Source organism: Roseateles sp. So40a, assembly GCF_048081605.1.
Classification (GTDB): Bacteria; Pseudomonadota; Gammaproteobacteria; order Burkholderiales; family Burkholderiaceae_C; genus Roseateles.
The window spans coordinates 3,236,507-3,253,978 of the sequence record NZ_CP182288.1; the positions used below are offsets into that span (position 1 = coordinate 3,236,507).

At 71.4% G+C, this 17,472-nt stretch carries 15 protein-coding genes; 12 read left to right on the top strand and 3 right to left on the bottom strand.

Annotated elements, in window-relative coordinates; all coding sequences use genetic code 11:
• Positions 1-56: 56 nt before the first annotated feature.
• The 3 genes from ACNI65_RS14735 to ACNI65_RS14745 are packed head-to-tail and all read left to right on the top strand — an operon-like array spanning position 57 to position 3,096.
• Positions 57-1,634, top strand: coding sequence for a DNA-3-methyladenine glycosylase 2 family protein (locus ACNI65_RS14735; protein ID WP_416757579.1), 1,578 nt, complete (start codon positions 57-59; stop codon positions 1,632-1,634).
• Positions 1,631-2,212, top strand: a complete 582-nt coding sequence (locus ACNI65_RS14740) for a methylated-DNA--[protein]-cysteine S-methyltransferase (protein WP_416757580.1) — start codon at positions 1,631-1,633, stop codon at positions 2,210-2,212. The genes ACNI65_RS14735 and ACNI65_RS14740 overlap by 4 nt, the downstream gene beginning before the upstream one ends.
• Positions 2,209-3,096 carry a DMT family transporter gene (locus ACNI65_RS14745; protein WP_416757581.1) on the top strand — a complete coding sequence of 296 codons (888 nt, stop codon included), beginning with the start codon at positions 2,209-2,211 and terminating at the stop codon, positions 3,094-3,096. The genes ACNI65_RS14740 and ACNI65_RS14745 overlap by 4 nt, the downstream gene beginning before the upstream one ends.
• Here ACNI65_RS14745 and ACNI65_RS14750 read toward each other — a convergent pair.
• The gene (locus tag ACNI65_RS14750) at positions 3,062-3,649 is read right to left on the bottom strand and encodes a TetR/AcrR family transcriptional regulator (protein WP_416757582.1); all 588 of its coding nucleotides are present in this window, start codon (positions 3,647-3,649) and stop codon (positions 3,062-3,064) included. The genes ACNI65_RS14745 and ACNI65_RS14750 overlap by 35 nt on opposite strands.
• Positions 3,650-3,798: 149 nt before the next feature.
• Between ACNI65_RS14750 and ACNI65_RS14755 the strand changes: the two genes are divergently transcribed.
• Complete coding sequence (locus ACNI65_RS14755) at positions 3,799-5,082, top strand: MFS transporter (protein ID WP_416757584.1); 1,284 nt, start codon at positions 3,799-3,801, stop codon at positions 5,080-5,082.
• Positions 5,083-5,184: 102 nt separating this feature from the next.
• Here the strand turns inward: ACNI65_RS14755 and ligA are convergent, their stop codons facing one another.
• Positions 5,185-7,299, bottom strand: a complete 2,115-nt coding sequence (gene ligA / locus ACNI65_RS14760) for an NAD-dependent DNA ligase LigA (RefSeq protein ID WP_416757586.1) — start codon at positions 7,297-7,299, stop codon at positions 5,185-5,187.
• Positions 7,300-7,393: 94 nt separating this feature from the next.
• Here ligA and ACNI65_RS14765 point away from each other — a divergent pair, with 94 nt between their 5' ends.
• From ACNI65_RS14765 to ACNI65_RS14800, 8 genes are all read left to right on the top strand, one after another.
• Entirely contained in the window at positions 7,394-8,026 is a 633-nt protein-coding gene (locus ACNI65_RS14765; protein ID WP_416757588.1) for a type II secretion system protein, read from the top strand.
• Between the two features lie 9 nt (positions 8,027-8,035).
• On the top strand, positions 8,036-8,455 hold the full coding sequence (locus tag ACNI65_RS14770; protein ID WP_416757589.1) for a toxin co-regulated pilus biosynthesis Q family protein: 420 nt from the start codon (positions 8,036-8,038) through the stop codon (positions 8,453-8,455).
• Positions 8,456-8,535: 80 nt separating this feature from the next.
• Positions 8,536-10,128 (top strand): hypothetical protein, encoded by a 1,593-nt coding sequence (locus ACNI65_RS14775; RefSeq protein ID WP_416757590.1) that lies wholly within the window; start codon positions 8,536-8,538, stop codon positions 10,126-10,128.
• Positions 10,125-11,708, top strand: coding sequence for a hypothetical protein (locus ACNI65_RS14780; protein ID WP_416757592.1), 1,584 nt, complete (start codon positions 10,125-10,127; stop codon positions 11,706-11,708). Before ACNI65_RS14775 ends, ACNI65_RS14780 begins: the two co-directional genes overlap by 4 nt.
• Before the next feature lie 28 nt (positions 11,709-11,736).
• Positions 11,737-12,423 carry a hypothetical protein gene (locus ACNI65_RS14785; protein ID WP_416757594.1) on the top strand — a complete coding sequence of 229 codons (687 nt, stop codon included), beginning with the start codon at positions 11,737-11,739 and terminating at the stop codon, positions 12,421-12,423.
• Positions 12,420-14,315 carry a GspE/PulE family protein gene (locus ACNI65_RS14790; RefSeq protein ID WP_416757595.1) on the top strand — a complete coding sequence of 632 codons (1,896 nt, stop codon included), beginning with the start codon at positions 12,420-12,422 and terminating at the stop codon, positions 14,313-14,315. The genes ACNI65_RS14785 and ACNI65_RS14790 overlap by 4 nt, the downstream gene beginning before the upstream one ends.
• Positions 14,316-14,397: 82 nt before the next feature.
• Entirely contained in the window at positions 14,398-15,474 is a 1,077-nt protein-coding gene (locus ACNI65_RS14795; protein ID WP_416757596.1) for a hypothetical protein, read from the top strand.
• Positions 15,471-16,064, top strand: coding sequence for a lytic transglycosylase domain-containing protein (locus ACNI65_RS14800; protein ID WP_416757597.1), 594 nt, complete (start codon positions 15,471-15,473; stop codon positions 16,062-16,064). Before ACNI65_RS14795 ends, ACNI65_RS14800 begins: the two co-directional genes overlap by 4 nt.
• Here ACNI65_RS14800 and ACNI65_RS14805 read toward each other — a convergent pair.
• Positions 16,006-17,334, bottom strand: coding sequence for a hemolysin family protein (locus tag ACNI65_RS14805; RefSeq protein ID WP_416757599.1), 1,329 nt, complete (start codon positions 17,332-17,334; stop codon positions 16,006-16,008). The genes ACNI65_RS14800 and ACNI65_RS14805 overlap by 59 nt on opposite strands.
• Between the last annotated feature and the right edge of the window lie 138 nt (positions 17,335-17,472).

Sequence of the window (17,472 nt, forward strand, 5' to 3'; positions counted from 1 at the left end):
GGGAGATGTCCGAAAACGGCGAGATCGATAGGGAGCGGACTCCTATGATTCGTCGCATGGACTTCCTGCTTGACCCTGAACATTGCTACCCGGCGCTGCTGGCGAGGGATGCCCGATTTGACGGGCAGTGGTTTGTCGGCGTGACGTCGACGGGGGTGTATTGCCGGCCGATCTGCCGGGTGCGTGCGCCGCGGCGGGAGAACTGCCGGTTCTTCCCGAGCGCGAGTTTGGCGGAGGCGGCGCGTTTCCGTCCGTGCCTGAAGTGCCGCCCTGAACTGGCGCCTGCTGCACGACCGTGGAGCACGATGGATGCGGCGGCGGTGCTGGCGCGGGAGGCCGCGCGTTGGCTGGATGAATGCGCGCCGGAGGAGGCGTCGTTGCCGGCGCTGGCGGCGCACCTGGGCGTGAGCGAGCGGCATGTGCGTCGCGTCTTCACGGCGGAGCATGGGGTGGCGCCGCTGCAGTATCTGCAGACGCGTCGCCTGCTGCTGGCCAAGCAGTTGTTGACGGACACGCGGCTGCCGATCGCGGAGGTAGCGCTGGCGGCGGGGTTCTCGAGCTTGCGGCGTTTCAACGCGGCGTTCCAGGAGCATTACCGGCTGAGCCCGACGGCACTGCGCAAGGGCGGTGCCGAGTCCGGCGACGAGGGCCGCCCGGGCGCGCACGCACTGGAGACGGCCGAGCTCCGACTGGACTTGCGCCCGCCGCTGCTGGGCGCGGAGATGCTGCGTTTCCTGGCGGCGCGCGCGGTGCCAGGTGTTGAATGTGTCGACATCGAGCGCTTGTCGTTGTCGCGCAGCGTGCGGCTGACGCGGCTGGGCCAGGCCGATGTGCTGGGCTGGGTCTCGCTGCGGCTGAGCCCGGATGGCGCCGAGCGTCCGCAGGTGCGACTCTCGCTGAGCCCTTCGCTGTGGCCGGCGATCGCGACGCTGATGCCCCGGCTGCGCCGCTGGCTGGACCTGGACGCGGACCCGCAGGCCATCGCCGCGGCGCTGGGCGAGGTCCTCGGTCCGACGGCGCTGGGCTTGCGGCTGCCGGGATCGCTGGACCGTTTCGAGCTCGCGATCCGCGCGGTGCTCGGTCAGCAGGTCACCGTCGCGGCCGCGCGCACCCTGGCCACGCGATTGATCGCGCGTTTCGGCGAACCGCTGCCGGACGGAGCCGGCGCGCCCCCGGGCGTCACGCATGTGTTCCCGGCACCGGCCACGCTGGCCGCCGCCACCGTCGACGACATCGCCTCGCTGGGCATGCCCGCGCGCCGCGCGCAGGCCTTGATCCACCTGGCGCAGCAATGGCCCACGCTGGCCTTCGCTCAAGGGCGAGGCACGGTGGAGGCGGCCATCGCGGAGCTCGCCGCCCTGCCCGGCCTGGGGCCTTGGACGGCGCATTACATGCTGATGCGCGGCTGGAGCTGGCCCGACGCCTACCTGCCAGGCGATGTCGTGCTGAAGCAATGCCTGGAGGAACGCGCCGGCGGCCCGCTGCGTCCGCGCGAGTTGATCGAGGCCGCCGCGCATTTCGCGCCTTATCGGAGCTACGCCGTGCTGCAGCTGTGGCGCGAGGCGGCGCTCAAACCCAAGCTCAATCCCAAGCTGAAGACCGATCTCAAGACCGTGAAGGGACTGCCGTCATGACCCCGACATTCACCGCCTGGACCGAGACCGACACCCCGCTCGGCCGCCTGCTGATCGCCCGCAATGCGGAGGGCCTGTCCGGGCTCTGGTTCGAGGACCAGAAGTACCACCCGGGTCCGCTCGCCGCGCCGCGCGATGACGACGATGCGCTGCTGCGCGGCGTGGTGGACGCGATGAAGGCCTACTTCGCCGGCCAGGCCACCGCGCTCCCGCCGATGTCGCCGTCGGGCACGGCCTTCCAGCAGGCGGTGTGGCGCGCGCTGCTGGACATCCCCGCGGGCAGGACCGTGACCTATGGCGAGCTCGCGACCCGGCTCGGCCGGCCCGAAGCGGTGCGCGCGGTCGCGGCGGCGGTGGGCCGCAATCCGGTCTCGGTGCTGATCCCGTGCCACCGCGTGCTCGGCGCCGACGGCAGCCTCACCGGTTATGCCGGCGGCCTGCATCGCAAAGAGGCCCTACTGACAATCGAAGGTGGACTCCCCGCTACGCTTCGCCCCTCGCCGTCCCGCTCCGGGCCTCGGCGTCACGACAACAAGGCGGGCTCCCGGTCCGCTCAGAACACAAGGGTGAACGCGTGAAGCGAAGCGATCTGATCGAACTGCTGGTGCTGGCCGCCATCTGGGGCGCCTCATTCCTGTTCATGCGGCTGGCCGCGCCCGAGTTCGGCGCGGTGGCCACGGCCGCCGTGCGCGTGGCCGGCGCGTCGCTGTTCCTGATTCCGCTGTTGGGCCTGCGCGAGGGCCTCGGCGACCTGCGCACCCATTGGAAGGGTCTGCTGCTGGTGGGCTTCCTCAACAGCGCCTTCCCGTTCGCGCTGTTCAGCTACGCCGCGCTGTCGATCAACGCCGGCCTGTCCAGCATCCTCAACGCGACCACGCCGATGTGGGGCGCGCTGGTGGCCTGGGCCTGGTTCGGGCAACGGCTCGATGGCTCGCGCCTGCTGGGCCTGGCGCTGGGGTTCGCCGGCGTGGTGCTGCTGGCCTGGGACAAGGCCTCGTTCAAGGCGGGCGGCAGCGGTTTCGCGATCGTCGCCTGCCTGGTGGCCGCGCTGAGCTACGGCATCGCCGCCAGCGCCACCAAGCGCTACCTCACCGGCGCGAGCCCGCTGGCGGTGGCCACGGGCAGTCAGTTCGCCGCCGCGCTGCTGCTGGCCGCGCCGGCCTGGATGCTGCGCCCCGCCGCGATGCCCAGCGGCCATGCCTGGGGCGCGGTCGCGCTGCTGGCGCTGCTGTGCACCGGCATCGCCTACATCCTGTTCTTCCGCCTGATGAAGCGCGTGGGGCCGACCAACACAATCTCGGTGACCTTCCTGATCCCGGTCTTCGGCCTGCTGTGGGGCTGGACCTTCCTGGGCGAGACGCTCAGCGGCTCGATGGCCGCCGGGTGCCTGGTCGTGCTGCTGGGCACGGCGCTGGCGGTGGGCGTGCTCAAGTTCCCGTCGACGAAGCCAGCGACGTCCTGAGGATCCGGTCCGACAGCGCGGGCGCTTCGTCCGCGCAGGCCCGCGCCAGGATCAGGCCGCCGACCATCGTCGTGAGCAGGCCGATCGCGCGGGCCTCGTCCTGGGGCGTCGGGTCGTCGACGACGCTGCCGTCGGGCCGATGCGTGGCGAGTTCGCGCACATAGGCCGCGATGCCCTCGCCCATCGATGCGGCCAGCAGGCCACCCTCGCGCGCGGCGTCCACGCCCAGGGCCGCCATCGGGCAGCCGGCGCCCGGCGCGTCGCGGTGCGCGGCGCTGAAGTAGCGCTTGAGGAAGGGGCCGAGGTCGCCGCCGTGTTTGGCGAGCTGCGCGCTCAAGCGCGACATCGAGGCCTGGAAGGCGACATCGCAAGCCTCGGCCGCGAGTTCCTCCTTGGACGCGAAGCGTCCGTAGAAACCGCCGTGCGTGAAGCCGGCTTCTCGCGAGATCTCCGACAGACCGACGCCCGCGATGCCGCGCTCGCGGTACAGCTTGGCGGCGGCGTCCACCAGGGCCTGGCGGTTGGCGGCGGATTGCTCTTTGGTGACTTTCATGATGGACGCCATTGTAGGAAGCGCCGCGATCGACGCCGAATCGGATGCCATGCTTTTGAGTAGGGGCATCATCAAATCCGAAGGTCGCGGCAGGAGATCCCGATACGATGCCGGCCATCATCAAAACTGATCGCTGACCGCGCCACCGCATGCTCGCCGCCGCCCTGTCCCTCCGCATGACCCGCCGGGGTCTCCACTTCAGCTGGGTGATCGCCGGGCTGACCTTCCTAACGATGCTGTTCATGTCGGCCGCGCTGGGACTGCCCGGCGCGATGCTGCAGCCGCTGGCGCAGGAGTTCGGCTGGACCACCAGCCAGATCTCCTCGGCGCTCGCGCTGCGCTTCGCGCTGTTCGGGTTGATGGGGCCGTTCGCGGCCGTGCTGATGGAGCGCTTCGGCGTGCGAGCCGTCGTGAGCGTCGCGCTGGGCCTGGTGGGCGGCGGCATGCTGCTGGCGGGCGCGGTGACGCAGCTCTGGCACCTGGTCGTGCTGTGGGGCGTGGTGCTGGGGCTGGGCAGCGGGATGACCGCGCTGGTGCTGGGCGCGATCGTGTCCAACCGCTGGTTCGCGACCCGCAAGGGGCTGATCATGGGCATCCTGACCGCCAGCGCGGCCACGGGCCAGCTGATCTGCCTGCCCATCGCCGCCTGGATGATCGAGCGCTGGGGATGGCGCGCGCCGCTGCTGCCGCTGGCGGTGCTGTGCCTGGCGGTGATGAGCCTGGTGTTGCTGTTCATGCGCGACCGGCCGTCGGACGTGGGCCTGGCGCCGTATGGGGCGGAGCCGGTGTCGAAATCAGCAGCAACAGCAGCAGCAGCGGCCGCGCCTGTCACGTGGCGCACGCCCTTCGTCGCGCTGCGCGACGCGTCCACGCAGCCGACCTTCTGGCTGCTGTTCGGCACCTTCTTCATCTGCGGGCTGTCGACCAACGGCCTGGTGCAGACACATTTCATCTCGCTGTGCGGAGACTACGGCCTGGCGGCGGTGCCCGCGGCCTCGGTGCTCGCGATGATGGGCCTGTTCGACTTCATCGGCACGATCGCCTCGGGCTGGCTCAGCGACCGCTACGACGCGCGCAAGCTGCTGTGCTGGTATTACGCGCTGCGCGGGCTGTCGCTGATGTGGCTGCCCCATGCGGAGTTCACGCTGTACGGGCTCTCGCTGTTCGCGGTGTTCTATGGGCTGGACTGGATCGCCACCGTGCCGCCGACGGTGCGCCTGACCGCGGAGCGCTTCGGCGCGGCGCGCGTGGGGATGGTGTTCGGGTGGATCTTCGCGGGCCATCAGATCGGCGCGGCCGTCGCGGCTTATGGTGCGGGACTCAGCCGCAGCCTGCTGCTGAGCTACGCGCCCGCGCTCTACGTCGCGGGCGCGGCTTGCCTGATCGCAGCGGGCATGGCGATGGTCATCCGGCGCAAGACCGTGGCCGTTTGAAGAGCCCTCACCCCCCGCCCTCTCCCGCTGCGCGGGCGAGGGAGCAAATGCGGCCCCTCGCCCGCGCAGCGGGAGAGGGGTGGGGGTGAGGGCTCGAGGCAGTTACTCGGTCGCGGCAAGCAGGGCTTGCAGCCCGGCCTCGTCGAGGATGGTGAGGCCCAGCTCGCGCGCCTTGTCCAGCTTGGAGCCAGCCTCCTCGCCCGCGATCAGGTAGCTCGTCTTCTTCGACACCGACCCGCTGACCTTGCCGCCCGCGGCCTCGATCAACTCCTTGGCCTCATCCCGCGACAGCGTCGGCAGCGTGCCCGTGAGCACCAGCGTCTTGCCCGCCAGCGGCTGCGGTCCTGCCGGCGCCGCCGCGGCACCATCGCTCTCCGGGAAGCTCACGCCCGCGGCGATCAACTGCTCCACCACCTCCCGGTTGTGCGCCTCCGCGAAGAACGCCGCGATGCTGCGCGCCACGATCGGCCCCACGTCCTTCACCGCGAGCAACTGCTCCTCGGTCGCCGACATCAGCGCGTCCATCCGGCCGAAATGTTTGGCCAGGTCCTTGGCCGTCGTCTCGCCCACCTGCCGGATGCCCAGCGCGAAGAGGAAGCGCGCCAGCGTCGTGTGCTTGCTCTTCTCCAGCGCGTCGATCAGGTTGAGCGCGCTGCGGTCACCCATGCGCTCCAGCGCGGTGAGCTTGGCCACGCCCAGCTTGTACAGCCCGGGCAGGCTGGTGACGATGCCGCCATCCACGAGCTGATCCACGAGCTTGTCGCCCAGGCCCTCGATGTCCATCGCGCGCCGGCCGGCGAAATGCAGCAGCGCCTGCTTGCGCTGCGCCGGGCAGAAGATGCCGCCGGTGCAGCGGAACTCGATGTTGCCGGGCTCGCGCGCCACGTCGCTGCCGCAGACCGGGCAATGCCGGGGCATGCGGAAGTTGGGCACATACGCCGCGCGCGCCGCGTCGACCTTGCCCACCACCTCCGGGATCACATCGCCGGCGCGGCGGATGATGACCTGGTCGCCCACGCGGATGCCCTTGCGGCGCATCTCGAAGAGGTTGTGCAGCGTCGCGTTGCTCACCGTCGTGCCGCCGACGAAGACCGGCTCCAGCTTGGCCACCGGCGTCAGCTTGCCGGTGCGGCCGACCTGGATGTCGATGCGGTCGAGCTTCGTCACCTGCTCCTGCGCCGGGTACTTGTGCGCCACCGCCCAGCGCGGCTCGCGCGACACGAAACCCAGCCGCCGCTGCAGCTCGCGGCTGTTGACCTTGTAGACGACGCCATCGATGTCGAACGGCAGCGCGTCGCGCTTCTCGCCGATCTCGCGATGGAAGGCCACGAGCCCCGCGGCTCCGCGCACCACCGCGCGGTCGGCGTTGACGGGCAGCCCGTAGCTGCCCAGCGCGTCGATCATCGCGCCGTGCGTGGCGGGAATGTCCCAGCCTTGCGTCTCGCCGATGCCGTAGGCGAAGAAGCTCAGCGGACGCTGACGCACCAGCGCCGGGTCGAGCTGGCGGATTGCGCCCGCGGCCGTGTTGCGCGGGTTCACGAAGGTCTTCTCGTTGGCCGCGCGCTGACGCTCGTTGAGCGCCTCGAAATCGTCGCGCCGCATGTAGACCTCGCCGCGCACCTCGAGCACCGCCGCCTTCGCGCCGTCGCCGGTGAGCCGCAACGGGATCTGCGAGATCGTGCGCACGTTCTGCGTGACGTCCTCGCCGGTCTCGCCGTTGCCGCGCGTGGCGGCCTGCACCAGCACGCCGCGTTCATACCGCAGGTTGATCGCGAGCCCGTCGAACTTCAGCTCCGCGGCGTACTCCACCGGCGCGGCCTGCTCGCCCAGATCGAGCTCGCGACGCACGCGCGCATCGAAGTTCTCCGCGCCGCTGGCCTCGGTGTCGGTCTCGGTCCGGATGGACAGCATCGGCACCACGTGCCGCACCGGATCGAACACGTCCAGCACCGCGCCCCCGACGCGCTGGGTCGGTGAATCGGGCGTTCGCAGCGCCGGATGCGCGGCCTCGATCGCCTGCAGCTCCTGGAACAGCTGGTCGTATGCCGCGTCGGGCAGGGACGGCGTGTCCAGCACGTAATACAGGTGGGCGTGATGGTGCAGCTGATCGCGCAGCTCGGCGGCGCGCGCGGCGGCCTGATCAGCGGTCAGCGAGGCCGCCGCGCTGGCGGCGGCAGCAGCGGAGACGGTAGCGGTGGCGGGCGTCGAGGAAGTCATGCGCGCATTGTGGCGCAGCCCTACTGAGCCGCCCGCTGGTCACGGCCGGCAACGTCCCTCTGTTCTCGAATGGCATTTGCAGGAGCCCCGTTCCATGTCCCGTCCCCTGACCGCCCTCGCCTCACGCGCGAATCCGCGACACCTGCGCCGCCGATCCTCGCGCGGCGTTACCCTGCTGGAACTGCTGATCGGCGTGGGCGTCATCATCGTGATCACCGTCGGCGTGCTGATGGGCGTGCGCAGCCTCAACGCGCAGCTCGACCGGTCCGCGCTGCTGCGCCACGCGCCGCAGATCCACGCCAACCTCAGCGCCTACGGGGTGCTGGACGCCACGACCACCACGACCCTCACCACCCAGGCGGCGATCGACCTGAACGCCTTCCCCTCGGACCTCGTCAGCGGCAGCTCGGTGAGCAACGCCTTCGGCGGACAGACCTTCGTGACCGGACTGGCAACGGCGGCGCAAGGCATCGCGGCAGGCGGCGCGTATGTCCTGTCCTTCACCGGCATTCCCGCCTCGCAATGCGCCGGCGTCGCCCGCGGACTCTCCGCGCTCGCGGATGCGGCGTGGGTCGCCCCGAACACGACGACCGCCCAACCGACCGGCTTGCCCGACCCGTCGACCGCGGTCCGGGAGGTCGGCAAGCCCCTGGACCGCGCCAAGCTCACCACCCAGTGCGCGGCGGGTGGCGGCGCGCTGGAGATCCACGTGTTGATGAAGCGCTGATCTCCCGACATGCGCATCTTCCCTTGTCTCGCCGCGCTCGTGCTGGCCCTGCTGCCACGCGCCTCGCCGGCCGGTGCCGACGCTGACATCGGCGCCGGCATCCCACCGTCCCCCTTCGGCGCCGGCAGCTCCATCGCCGGCGCCTCAGACGCCAGCGCCTCCTCCGCCTGGACCTTCAGCCGCGACGACGTCTCGGTGCGTCAGGCCTTGCAGCGCTGGGCGGTCGACGCCGGATGGCAGCTGGTCTGGGACATCGACCGGGACTTCCCCATCGAGGCCGAGGTCACGTTGCGCGGCGACTTCCTCGACGCCATCGCCCAGGCGATGGCCGTGCTGCGCGACACCGACTATCCGGTGCAGGCGCGCGTGCAGTCGACGGCCCGCATCGTGCGCATCGCGCGGTATCTGCCCGAGGGGGTGCGCCAATGACGCGGCGCTGGACACGCGGGGCGCGGCGCCTTGGCGCGACTGCCTGGCGCTCAGCCCGCCTGGCCAGCCTGGCGGGGGCGTTGGCCGGCTGCGCCCTGCCGGCCGCGCGCGACACCTCGCAAGCGCATCAGGCCTTGTTCGATCGCGCGGCCGAGTGGCAGGCGAGGATGCGTCAGGACGCGGCCCCGCCACCGCTGGTCGTGCCCGATCCGCTGCCGCGATTCGCGAGCCGCTCCATCGCGCTGCGCCACGACGAGCGCCTGCCCGCCCACCTGGCCCGCCTGCGCCTGCACGCGCCCGGACGGCTCACGCTGCCGGCCGCGGCGGAGCTGATCTCGCGGGCGATCGGGCTGCCGGTGATCATGACGCCCGACGCGCTGCACAACGCCGCCGACTACGCGCCCGGCGCGGTGTCGCGGCCGCCTCTGGACCTCGCGGCGGCCTCGCCCGAGGACACCGCCGCGTGGCGGGAGGCGGCACGCGCGGGCGCGACGCGGCTCGACATCTCCGCGGTGGAGCATCGCCACACCGTGGAGATCAACCATCACGGCCCCTTGCGTGTCCTGCTCGACCGCATCGCCGCGCAGGCGGGCCTCCAATGGGCATACACCGGCGGGCGCATCGTCTTCTCGCGGGTCATCACGCGCGCGATCGCGCTGAAGGCGCTGCCGGGTGGCCTGGACACCAACCAGTCGCTGGAAGTGATGGGCGTGGGCGACACCTCGGGCGGCGGATCGGCCAAGGTCGGGACCAGCGCGGTGAGCGACCTCTGGGCCGGCCTGCCCGACGCGCTCAAGCCGATGCTCTCGCCGATGGCGGCGCTGCACGTCGACGCCCGCGCGGGCCTCGTCACCGTGACCGACGCGGCGTTCAACGTCGAGCGCGTGCAGGACTACCTCGACGCGCTCAACACCACCGCGCTGCGCCAGGTGCTGCTGGAGATCGAGGTCCTGCAGGTCAGCTTCAACGACGAGTTCAGCAACGGCATCGACTGGCGCGCGATGCTGGGCCGCCTGGACGCGGGCAACCGGCTGCAGCTCACCGCCCCCGCCGCGCTCGGCCCGATCAGCGGTGGCGCCGCCGGCGCGCTGAGCTTCGTGCTGGGGCCGTCGTCCTCGCGCGACTCGCCCAGCGAGTGGGTCGCCAAGGCCTTGCAGGAGTACGGCCGGGTCTCCACCGCGTACTCGGCCGTCGTCACCACCACCAATCGCATGCCGGTGCCGCTGGGGGCGTTGCAGACGCGCTCCTATGTCCAGCGCAGCACGGCCGCGACGGTCAACCCGACCAACGGCCTGATCACCCCCGGCGCGCTGGAGCCCGGCAAGCTGTCCACCGGCCTCGGCCTGACGGTGCTGCCGGTGATCCTCGATTCCCACCTGGTGCTACTGCAGACCGCGCTGCAGGTGAGCGAGCTGCGCCAGCTGCGCGCCTTCACCAGCGGCAGCGGGATCACGGCGCAGTCGGTGCAGTTGCCTGAGACGCTGAGCTTCAGCACCTTGCAGCGCATCAGCGTGCCGGCCGGACGCACGCTGGTGCTGGCTGGTTTCGAGCGCGAGCAGGCGCAGCTCGACGACGCGGACATCGTGCGCGGCGTGTTCCCGCTGGCGCGCCGCGGAGCGCGCTCCAAGCAGGGCACGGTCGTGTTGATCACACCGCGTCTGCCGCAACCATGAGCGTGATCCCGCACGACCGCGCGCCCTCGATCGGCTTGGCGCGATGGGCCGGCAGGAGCTTCGCCTTCGGCCTGGACTGGCGGCCACTCGCCGACCCGACGCTCTCCTCGCACGAGCTCGCCCGCGCCCATGTCGAGGGCTATCGATGGACGGTCCGGCTCCCCGGGGGCGATCTGTTCGGGCTTGCGCGTCACGTCCCTGCCAGATCCCCCAGATCGCCCCTGGGATGGCGGCGCGCGCATGCCGCGGTGCCCTTGCTGATCAGCCGATGGGCGGAGCACGGCGCCGAGGCCTGCCTGATCGCGCTCGATGCCGACGCCGGTGCTGATGGCAATGGCAAGGGCAAGGGCAAGGGCGACGTCGACGGGACTGTCGCAGGCGCGGGCCGCGTGGCCTTCGTCGGGCTGATGGACTGCCGCCCGGTGCCCGGCTTTGATCGGGTGCTGCCCGACCTCGATGCCGCCCTCGCCGTGCTGCAGGAGTTCCGCGACATGCATCCCGGCGAGCCGGTGCGCGTCGCGAGCCACCTGCCCGGGCATGCCGTCATCGGCGCCGCGTTGACGCCGATGCTCTCGACGCTGTTCAGCCAGCCCGACGCCGACTCGCGGCTGAGGCCCCTGCGCACGCGCGCCTGGTACTGGCGCGTGGCGACGGTGGGCGTGGTGGCGCTCGCGGCACTGGGCGGACTCGGCAGCATCGCGGTGTCGCGGATGCTGGAGCGCGAGGCCCGCGCGACGGAGGCCGCCGCGCAGGCCCGTCATCGGGCCATGCTTGCCGCGCGCGCGTCGCCGGCCCAGCGCGCGGCCGACCGCGAACGCCGTCTCGCGGGCTGGCTCGCGATGTCGGCGCCACCGGGGCCGGCACTGCTGGACCGTTGGCGGACCGCGATCGCCGCGTTGCCGCTGAGCCGCGCGGGATGGACGCTGCAACGCGTGGCGTGCGAGCCGATCCACGGCTGCCTGGCCACGTGGTCCCGGCATCACGGCAACCTCGCGCGCTTCGACACCGCGATCAACGCCGCGATCGAGGGCCGGAACGACCCGCGAGACCCGCGCCTGCGCCCCTCGCTGTCCACCTCCTCCGCGGCGGACGCGGAACTGCTCGGCGCTTCGCTGCAGACCCTGCTCCCCGACACGGCCCGGCACGACGAGGACGCCCGCTCAACGTCAACGTCAACGTCAACGTCAACGTCAACGTCAACGACATCGACATCGACATCGGTATCAGCCAAGACATCCACACCGAGGACCTCGCCGCTGCGCCCGGACCAGCTCCCGCTGCTGCGCGATGCGCTCAATGGCTGGGGCAGTCATCTGCAGGACCTGGCGACAGTGGGCGCGGGGCAAGCCGTGTTGAAGCGTCTGCCGACGCCCGATGCCGATGGCTCGACGCCGCCGGCGGCCGATGGCGCACTCGAGGTCGAACGATTCACCTGGCGCTGGCAGGACGGCGTGTGGTCGCTGCCACTGGTCGATCCGCCGGCCCATGTGGTCGTGGACGCCCTCACCCTCACTCTCGGCTCTTCGCAGGTCAGTTATGAACTTTCCGGATCGCTGTTCGCGCTTGGCGCGCGGTATTGACGCCATGGATGGCCGACGTCCAAGGCCCTTGGCCGGCTCGATCGTCCTCGCGATCGCGGCATGCCTGCTCGCCCCGTGCTCGACCGTGGCATCGACCTCGGCTCCGACCACCCGCAGCGGCGGCGATGGCGATGCCGATGCCGACGGCAGCGAAGCCTTGAACCTGCGTCAGCTCGTCGACGCCGCGCGGCGGGTCAAGGCCGCGGAACTGGACCAGGCCGCCGCGCGCCTGATGCCGGAGGCTGTCCAGGGCCGGAACAAGTCCGCGAGCCCGCGCCGTCGCGCGGAGCCGGGCCTCGATGGCGAGCTCGACTTGCCGCGCCTGTGGGCGCTGCATTCGGTCGCGGATCGCTGGCAGGCCGAGATCGTCCACGAGGGCCGCGTCCGGGTCATCGACGACATCAGCGCGCCGACCGCGCGCCTGGGTCCGTGGCGGGTGATCGCGCTGCGCGAGCAAGGCTTGCTGCTGACCCGCGCCGGCGGCGGCGGACCCCGGTCAGCGCGCACGCTGCTGCTGATTCCCCCCGCCCAAGGTGGACTGGCGTCCGGACAGGGGGTGGCCCCGATGGCCCCAGCCGCACCGGCCGGCCTCCACCCGGTGCGCCTCGCGGCACACGAGGCGCTGTCGATGCCCACGGCGGCCGAGGACGACGCGGTGCGTCGCGCCGCGTCCCTGCCGTCATCGCCTCACGCGACACCTGACTCGCCACGATGAACCGCCGTGACGACGGTCCCATCGCTCGCCGCGCGGACCTGCCCCCCTTCGAGCGCGTCCTGACACCGGTGGGCCCGGAGACATCGGTGGAATCGGCGTCAGGGGCGTCCGCGGCGCTCGCCCCCTGGCCCGTGCCCACGCGCAAGCGTGATCGACTGATCGCGCTTGCGTTGACCGGGGAGCGTTTCCTCGTCGTCTCCACCGCCGACGAGGTCCATCGTCCCGACTGGTATCGCCTGGTGGAGACCGGCAAGACGCGCGGCTTGCGCTATGCGGGTCACCTCAGCGCCGAGCCGGCGGTGCTCGCCGCGCTGCTCGCCGAGGCCGCCGAACAGGCACGGATGTCGGCGCTGTCCGGCGCCATCGCGGGTGCCGCGGACGCGGACCCGTCCGCGGCGCCGGCCGAGCTCTCGCCCGACGAGCGCCACAGCGCCGCGGCCGCGCGCGACCTCGAGGCGATGCTCGCGGACTCCACGCCGCTCGAGTGGTTCCGCGCGGTGATCCAGCGTTGCCGGTTGGCCGGTGCCAGCGACCTGCACCTGGAACTGCGCGGCCCGGTCGCGCTGGCCCGCGTGCGCCTGGACGGCCGCATGCGCGTGCTGGGCCGCTATCCGTCGCGGGTGGCACTCGACGGGATCTCCGCCGCCTACACCATGCTGGCCGAGGAGCGCTCGCGCACCGAGGTCGCCTTCAACGGCGGCGTTCCGCAGGCCGCGATGATCCCGCTCGCGCTGCCCGGCCAGCGGCTGACGCTGCGTTATCAAAGCCATCCCGCGGTCGGCGGCCTGGACGTCGTGATCCGCCTGCTGCGCGCCAGCGCAGCCCCGCCCCCTGCCGGCGCGGCGGGCTCGTCCGGCCCCGGCGCGCCGGCGGCGCGGCCGCGCACGCTGGGCTCACTGGGCTTCACGCCCTGGCAGGCCGATCGGCTGCGCCAGGGCCTGGCCTCGGCCTGGGGTGGCGTCTTCGTGGCGGGCGTCACCGGGTCCGGCAAGACGACCACGCTGAACACGATGATGGCGATGCTCGCCCGCGAAGGCTCACGCAAGCTCTTCACCATCGAGGACCCGGTCGAGTACGAAACGCCCGGCGTCAGCCACCTGTCCATCCAGCGCGGCGCGGCCGGCGGCGCTGATCCCTTTCACGGCGCGATGCTGGCCTTCCTGCGCATGGATCCGGACGTGGGCCTGTTCGGCGAGATCCGCGACGCCCTGTCCGCCTCGATGGCCCAGGCCGCCATCCAGACCGGCCACAAGATCCTGTCCACCGTGCATGCGACCTCGGCGATGGGCATCGTGGGTCGCCTGTCCTCCCGGCTGATCGGTCTGTCGCGCGAGGACTTGTGCGATCCCGAGTTCCTCTCCGCGCTGGTCTACCAGGTGTTGATGCCGATCAACTGCCCGCACTGTCAACGGCCGGCCGAGACCGTGATGAGTGCGGATGACCTGCAGGTGTACCGCGTGGGTTTCGGACTGGACACCGCGAAGATTCGCTGCGCGAGTGAGCAAGGCTGCACGCACTGCCGGCGTCCCGGCATCGACTATGGCCAGGTCCCGCCCGAGGGTGCCCCCGCGGACGGGACCGACGCCGAACCGGCCGAGGATCTTCCGCCCGAGGGCCGATTCGGCACCGCCGGGGTGAAGGTCGGCGCCGAGGTCCTGGTCCCGGACCTGCGCCTGCTGGACCTGCTGCGGCAGGGCCGCGACGCGGAGGCCCGGCGCCACTGGCGAGGGCGCCGGGTCGCGCCCTTCTCCGAACCGGACATGGACGGCAAGGACGCGTGGGGGCATGTGCTGTACGACGTGGCCCACGGGCGCGTCGATCCTTTCCACTTCGAGCGGACCTTCGGCAGCGCCGCGCTGCTGGCCAAGATGCTCGCTGACGATGCGACCTGATGCGACCTGATGCGACCTGATGCGAACTGAGGCGACCTGCAGCGACCCGATCCGGGTCCGGCCGCCATGAACTGAACTGCCGATGATTGTCCCGATCGACTGGTTGCTGGAGCGCTCCGCCGCCCGCCGGCTGCGCCGCCGGCGCGGCGACTTCTATTACGACCTCGCCTCGGCGCTGGAAGACCGCGTCCCGCTGTTCACCGTGCTGCGCAAGCTCGAGGCGCGCGCCCGCCGGCGCTCGCGGGGCGACAGCCTGCTGTACCGCCGCATGCTGCGCGCGGCCATGGGCGGATCGCTCGCGCGCGCGCTGCACGGCGTGGTGCCGCCCTCGGAGCTGCTGATGATCGACGCGCTGCAGGGCGGCGGCGACGAGCGTCTGGCGCAAGGGCTGCATTTCCTGTCCGGCACCGTGGAGAAGGTGGACGGCATGTTCCGCGCGGTGCGCAAGGCCGTGGCCTATCCGGCGCTGCTGCTCGGTGCGATGACCGCGATGCTGACGGTGTTCTCGCTGCACGCGGTGCCGGTGCTGGCCAACCTCATCGACCCCGAGCGCTGGCCGCCGCTGGGCCAGGCGCTGTACGCGGTGGCCTGGGCCGTCCGGCACCACGGCCTGGCGCTCGCGGCGGCCGTGCTCGGCGCTCTTGGCGGCCTGGCCTGGCTGCTGCCGCGCTGGCAGGGCCCCGTGCGGCGCCGGCTGGACCGGCATCCGCCGTTCAGCCTCTACCGGGACTTCTCCGGCGCGATGCTGGTGATCTCGCTGTCCTCGCTGATGCGCACCGGCGTGTCGCTGCGGGCCTCGCTGGAACGGGCCGGCCGCTTCAGCGCGCCGTGGATGCGCTGGCATCTCAACGAGGTGCTGGCCCGTCTGTCGTCGCGGGAATCCGCCCATTTCGGCCGCGCCTTCGCCACGGGGGTGCTGAGCCCGGCGATGGAGGAACGCGTGCAGGACGCCTCGGAGCGGCGCGATCCCGTGGCCGCGTTCGTGCGCATCGGCGTCGGCTCGATCGACCGGATGCAGCTGGCCATCGCCGATTCCGCGAATCGCCTCAACGGACTGCTGCTGATCGCCGCGGCGCTGCTGCTGGTGTTCCTGCTGGGCGGGTTCATGAGCACCGTCATGGAGGCGCAGAACCACCTGCAGTCGGAGATGGGCGCATGAGTCGCCCCGCCCTTCGCGGCTTGCGCCGCTGGATCCCGCGCCTGGCCGGGGCGCTGCTCGCGGCCCTGGCGATCGGGCCCGTCATCGCGACGGCGCAGCCCCTGTCCCCGCAGCGCCTCGAGGCCTGCTTCGCGTTCGCGGGCCATCGCTACGGGGTGGCGCCGCTGCTGCTCCAGGCGATCGCGCAGCAGGAATCCGGCATGAACCCGCACGCCGTGAATCGCAATGCCAACGGGACGACGGACCTCGGGCTGATGCAGATCAACTCGTCCTGGCTGCCGACGCTGGCGCGCCATGGTGTCACCGAGGCCGACCTGCGCGTGCCCTGCGCCAACATCCTGGTCGGCGCCTGGATCCTGGGCAGCAACTTCCGCGAGATGGGCCGCACCGTCGAGGCGCTGGGCGCCTACAACGCCAAGGATCCAGCGAAGCGCCTGGCCTATGCGCGTCAGGTGCTGGGGCGCTATGTCGCGCTGCGCGAAGGCCGGGAAGGGGGCGCGGACCTCCCTGTCCCCAGGCGCCGCGAACCGGTCACTCCGCCGCCGCGCTCGCCCGCCCGCCGCTCGACGTCGCCGCCGCCACGGGGGTGATCATCACCTGGTCGACGCGATGGCTGTCGACGTCCACCACCTCGAAGCGCCAGCCGTGCCATTCGACGACGTCGGTGCGCTTGGGGATGCGGCGCAGCATCACCATCAGGAACCCGGCCAGCGTGTCGTACTGGCCGTGATGCGGGAAATCGTCCACGCCCAGCGCGCGCTGCACATCGGGAATCGGCGTGATGCCGTCGGCCAGGAAGCTGCCGTCCTCGCGGCGGATGATCTGCTGCTCCTCCTCGTCGGTGGAGACCAGCGAGCCCATCACCGTGCTCATCACGTCGTTCAGCGTGATCACGCCGACGACCAGCGAGTACTCGTTGACGATGACCGCGAAGTCCTCATGCGCCTGGCGGAACTGGGTCAGCATCTCGGCGAGCGTCAACCGGTCCGGGACGATCAGCACCTTCTTGATCAGCGCCGGCTCGGCGCGCAGCGAGATCACCTCGCCGCGCAGCACGCGCTGGAACAGGTCGGTGGCATCGACGTAACCGACAACCTGGTCGATCTCGTCGTCGCAGACCAGGTAGGTCGAGTGCGGCGAGTCCGCGATGCGCGTGCGCACCAGCGCCTCGTCGTCGTCCAGCGAGAAGTACACGACCCGCTCGCGCGAGGTCATCGACGACTCGACGGTCCGGGTGTCGAGCTCGAAGACGTTCTCGATGACCTGCTGCTCCGCCGCGGCCACGACGCCGGCCTGATGGCCCGCGGCGGCCAGCGCCAGGATGTCGTCGTGCGTGATCGTGTTGTCCGGCGTCACCGGGCGGCCCATCAACCGCAGCAGGCCGTCCGCGACCAGGCTCAGCAGCCAGGCGATCGGACGCAGCACCAGCGTCAGGAACAGCATCGTCCGGATCAGCGCCATCGCGACGCGCTCGGGCTCGTTCATCGACAGGCGTTTGGGCAGCAGGTCGGCCAGCACCACGAACAGCGTGGTCACACAGGCGAAGGACAGCCCGAAGGCCACGCGCTGGGCGGTGTCGACATCGATGAGCGGCCGCAGCAGCGCCTCGAAATGGGGCGTCAGCGCGCCCTCCCCGACCACGCCCGCCAGGATGGCCAGCGTGTTCACGCCGAGCTGCACGACGGTGAAGTAGTAACCGGGCTGTTCCTGGACCTTCAGCACCTGCGCGGCGCGTGCGTCCCCTTCGTCTGCCAGTTGCCGCAGCTTGAGCCGCCGGGATGCGGCCAAGGACAGTTCCGCCATCGAGAAGAACGCGCTGGCAAGGATCAGCAGGAAGATGAGGAACAGGCTGGAACTCAAGGAGGCTTTCGGAACTCGGAGGCCTGTCAGTGTAGCGGCGGCCCTTCGGCGGACACGAAACCGGCAAATTCGACACCGATGACGGTGCCGTGGGCCCGGGCCGATGCGGGTGCGCGGCTTGCTTGGGGCCGCATAGAC

What these genes read in the sequence shown, in the direction of transcription:
- ACNI65_RS14765 (WP_416757588.1), top strand. Translation starts at nt 7,394, where the DNA reads ATGTCCCGTCCCCTGACCGCCCTCGCCTCACGCGCGAATCCGCGACAC.
- ACNI65_RS14770 (WP_416757589.1), top strand. Translation starts at nt 8,036, where the DNA reads ATGCGCATCTTCCCTTGTCTCGCCGCGCTCGTGCTGGCCCTGCTGCCA.
- ACNI65_RS14740 (WP_416757580.1), top strand. Translation starts at nt 1,631, where the DNA reads ATGACCCCGACATTCACCGCCTGGACCGAGACCGACACCCCGCTCGGC.
- ACNI65_RS14800 (WP_416757597.1), top strand. Translation starts at nt 15,471, where the DNA reads ATGAGTCGCCCCGCCCTTCGCGGCTTGCGCCGCTGGATCCCGCGCCTG.
- ACNI65_RS14755 (WP_416757584.1), top strand. Translation starts at nt 3,799, where the DNA reads ATGCTCGCCGCCGCCCTGTCCCTCCGCATGACCCGCCGGGGTCTCCAC.
- ACNI65_RS14735 (WP_416757579.1), top strand. Translation starts at nt 57, where the DNA reads ATGGACTTCCTGCTTGACCCTGAACATTGCTACCCGGCGCTGCTGGCG.
- ligA (WP_416757586.1), bottom strand. Translation starts at nt 7,299, where the DNA reads ATGACTTCCTCGACGCCCGCCACCGCTACCGTCTCCGCTGCTGCCGCC.
- ACNI65_RS14795 (WP_416757596.1), top strand. Translation starts at nt 14,398, where the DNA reads ATGATTGTCCCGATCGACTGGTTGCTGGAGCGCTCCGCCGCCCGCCGG.
- ACNI65_RS14790 (WP_416757595.1), top strand. Translation starts at nt 12,420, where the DNA reads ATGAACCGCCGTGACGACGGTCCCATCGCTCGCCGCGCGGACCTGCCC.
- ACNI65_RS14750 (WP_416757582.1), bottom strand. Translation starts at nt 3,649, where the DNA reads ATGAAAGTCACCAAAGAGCAATCCGCCGCCAACCGCCAGGCCCTGGTG.
- ACNI65_RS14780 (WP_416757592.1), top strand. Translation starts at nt 10,125, where the DNA reads ATGAGCGTGATCCCGCACGACCGCGCGCCCTCGATCGGCTTGGCGCGA.